Source organism: Chryseobacterium sp. VD8 (assembly GCF_037149975.1).
Lineage (GTDB): Bacteria > Bacteroidota > Bacteroidia > Flavobacteriales > Weeksellaceae > Chryseobacterium > Chryseobacterium indicum.
In genome coordinates, this window is sequence record NZ_JBBCQL010000329.1 from 1 (window position 1) to 3,436 (window position 3,436).

A 3,436-nucleotide genomic window follows, 5' to 3' on the forward strand; every position below is an offset into this window, starting at 1 on the left:
CTTGTAAAATCACTTATAAAAGCGGTAGATATACCTCCCATTGAGGTAGTTTCGATCGTATTATCATATTTTACATCTCCGATTCCGTAAGTTGCATAAGGAGAGTTACTCAGATTCTGCGCGTTAAGGAAATATCCAACTGATATCAATGATAGTACAAAGATTTTTTTCATTCTTTATTTTTAAAACAATGCGCAAATATCTTAAATATTAATGAATTGTAAAAATTATAAGAGGTTAAAGTTTGTTAAGGGGGATGAATAGCTATAATTATGATGAATTCTTAATTGTAAATTCGCTTTGGTTGTGAATTTTTTGCACATTGTCTGTATACTGTATGATAAAATTCACAATAGATCTGCAATGCAAAATTCACCTGCGAAGTAAAAATTCACATTCTGCGAATTACAAATTTCTTATCTTTGAATCATGAATTGGGAGAACATTGCCGGACAGGAAAGTCTGAAAAAACTTCTTAGAGACAGTATCGCCGAAAGCAGAGTAAGCCATGCCCAGCTTTTTGTAGGCAGAGAAGGCTACGGAACACTGCCGGTTGCATTGGCGTATGCCAAAGAAATTCTGAGCAGCGAAAATCCACACGCAGGAGCGAAAGTGGAGCATCTCAATCATCTCGATCTGCATTTCAGTTTTCCGGTTTTTACGGATAACAAAAACTCATTAAGCAAAAATAAATTTGATGAATTCAGGGATATGGTTCTTAAATCTCCCTATGCAGGATATGATGAATGGACGGCTGTTTTAGAATCCGAAAACAAGCAGCTTTTTATTTCGGCAGATGAAATTGATGAGCAGAACCAGAAATTTTCTTTAAAAAGTTACGAAGGCGGAACTAAAATTCTCATTGTCTGGAGAGCAGATAAAATGAATGTCGCTGCATCCAACAAATTCCTGAAGTTTTTAGAAGAACCTCCTGCGAAAACAATTATTTTACTTACCGCAGAATCTACCAACGATATTTTACCCACCATTCTTTCGAGAACGCAGATTGTAGAAGTACCGAGAATAAACGATGAAGATCTGGAAATTTATCTGAAAAAAAACTATAATCTTTCAGAAGACAAGACGGGGGAAATCATCCATCAGGCTCAGGGGGACCTTAATGAAGCTTTGAAACTTTTACAGTCCGGAAATAAAACCGATGAGTTCGAAAAGCTTTTTGTTCAATGGGTTCGTGATGCATTTATGGTAAAAAAGAAACCTGAATTTCTGCGAAGCATCATTCTTTGGGCAAGAGAAATTGCAGGCTGGAACCGTGAAAAGCAGAAAAACTTCTTAAACTACTGTTCCGAGATTTTCAGACTCGCTTTGCTGCAGAACTATCAGTCGGAGAATTTAGTCTATAAAAAGATTGATGCCAATGGTTTCAACTGGACTGGATTCTCAAAATTCATCAGCGGAGCCAATATTGAAAGTATTCTTGAAGAAATCAGCACTGCCGATCTGCATTTAACCCGAAACGGAAATCCTAAAATTGTCTGGACAGATCTTGGAATAAAATTATCAAGATACATCCATAAAAGCTAAATAAAAACTCCGAATATCCTTCGGAGTTTTTTTATTCTTAAGCTGTTTTCTTTACTTTGGCAGCTTTTTTATCAGTTGTTTTCGTGCTGTTCTCTGCTGTTTTGTGCTTGGCATCACAGTCTTTATGATGATCTCCGCAGGCTTTCTTGTCTTTTACAGAACATTCTTTTTTGTCTTTTCCTGCACAGCATGCACCTTTTGGAGTTTCCTGCGCAAAGTTCAGCGTGAACAAAGCAATTGCTAAAACTGAAACTATTTTTTTCATGATCTAAATTTTTAATGAATCCAAATATAGTAATTTTTCTTTTCGGAGGAATTTAAGATAAAAAAAAAATTAAATTTTAATTAAAAATCAATCAATCGTTTGATTTATGAAAAATTGGTCGTAGATTTGCACCCGAAAAAACAGATACAAGAGTAAAGATGATTTCAAAAGAAGAAAATATATTATTTGCCGCAGAGAAACTTTTCGCAGAGAAAGGTTTTCAAGGAACTTCTACAAGAGAAATTGCCAAAGCTGCAAATGTTAATATTTCTATGATCTCTTATTATTTCGGTTCCAAAGAAAAACTGTACGAGAAACTGGTAGAATACAGAATGAGCGAGGGACAGTTTTTTTCCAAAGATATTATCGAAAGAACCGATATCAACGAATGGGAAAAAGTTGAAAAAATCGTAGATCAGTTTGCAGGAAAAGTAAGACACAACAAATGTTTCTACAGGATCATGCAGAGAGAACAGCTCCACGCAGAAAATCCGCAGATCGTAGAATTTCTGAAAGAAACCAAAATGGGATTCATTTCCATGTATTCAAAAATTCTGGAAAGCGGTCTTCAGAAAGGAATTTTCACAAAAAATCCTCCGATCTACCTTCTTCATTCCACGGTGAGCGGAACTTTATTCTACGCTTCTAATGCAAAAGAAATGTATAAGGAATTTCTTAACGACACCAATGAAGAAGAAGTTTTTGATGAAAAATATTACACAGAACTTAATAAACATATTAAATATCTACTAAAAGACCTTCTAGGTTATGAAGAAAATAAATAACTCAGTCCTTGCGCTTGCTCTATTCGTAGGGATTGCAAACGCAAATGCTCAGGAGAAAAAGACCCTCACTCTTGATGATGCTGTGCAGTTGGGAATCCAGAACAGCAAAAATCTTAAGATTGATGCTGCAAAAATAGAAGAAGCCACTGCGAATCTTCTGGAAGCTAAAAACAGACAGCTTCCCGAGCTTAAGGTTTCAGGAAGCTACATGTATCTTCCTTTTAAACCGAATATTGATATTAAACTTCCCGGAGTTTCCGGAGGAGGTCCGGAAGTTCATCAGGTTGCTTACGGAACAGCCAATCTAAGCGTTCCGATTTACAGTGGAGGAAGAATAAGATACGGCATCGAATCTGCAAAATATTTAGTGGAAGCATCCAGATTAACCACTGAAAACGATAAAGTAGCCATTGCTTATAACGTAGCACAGGCTTACAATAATTTGTTTAAAGCCAACCAGTCCATTAAAGTTTTAGAAGAAAACCTTACCGCTTCCCAAAAAAGAGACGAAACATTCCTTAAACTTGAAAATAACGGAGTAATTGCGAGAAACGACCGTTTAAAAGCAAGTTTGCAGACTTCAAACATAGAACTTCAGTTACTGGAAGCAAAAAACAACTACAATATTGCCAATATCAATATGGATTTATTGCTTGGACTTCCGGAAACCACCGAAATCGAGGTAGATCAAAACTATATTGAAGAAGGAAATGAAGTAAAACCGCTTGATTTTTATTTAAACGAAGCGAGAGAAAACCGTAAAGATCTTCAGGCTCTGGATAAACAGAGACAGGCAGCAGCTTTGGGAACAAAATTTGCAAAAGCTGAAAATCTTCCTTCC

The 3,436-nt window shown here is 36.1% G+C and carries 4 protein-coding genes; 3 read left to right on the forward strand and 1 reads right to left on the reverse strand.

Annotation, left to right across the window (positions count from 1 at the left end; genetic code table 11):
• Positions 1-429 precede the first annotated feature (429 nt).
• Positions 430-1,545 (forward strand): DNA polymerase III subunit, encoded by a 1,116-nt coding sequence (locus tag WFK35_RS21505; RefSeq protein WP_336734582.1) that lies wholly within the window; start codon positions 430-432, stop codon positions 1,543-1,545.
• Between the two features lie 37 nt (positions 1,546-1,582).
• Here the strand turns inward: WFK35_RS21505 and WFK35_RS21510 are convergent, their stop codons facing one another.
• Positions 1,583-1,810, reverse strand: a complete 228-nt coding sequence (locus WFK35_RS21510; protein ID WP_214590391.1) for a hypothetical protein — start codon at positions 1,808-1,810, stop codon at positions 1,583-1,585.
• Between the two features lie 158 nt (positions 1,811-1,968).
• On the opposite strand from WFK35_RS21510, the gene WFK35_RS21515 reads away from it, so the two are divergent.
• Entirely contained in the window at positions 1,969-2,595 is a 627-nt protein-coding gene (locus WFK35_RS21515; protein ID WP_336734583.1) for a TetR/AcrR family transcriptional regulator, read from the forward strand.
• Positions 2,579-3,436, forward strand: an 858-nt coding sequence (locus tag WFK35_RS21520; protein WP_336734584.1) for a TolC family protein, incomplete at its 3' end; no start/stop codon positions are given. The genes WFK35_RS21515 and WFK35_RS21520, both read left to right, overlap by 17 nt.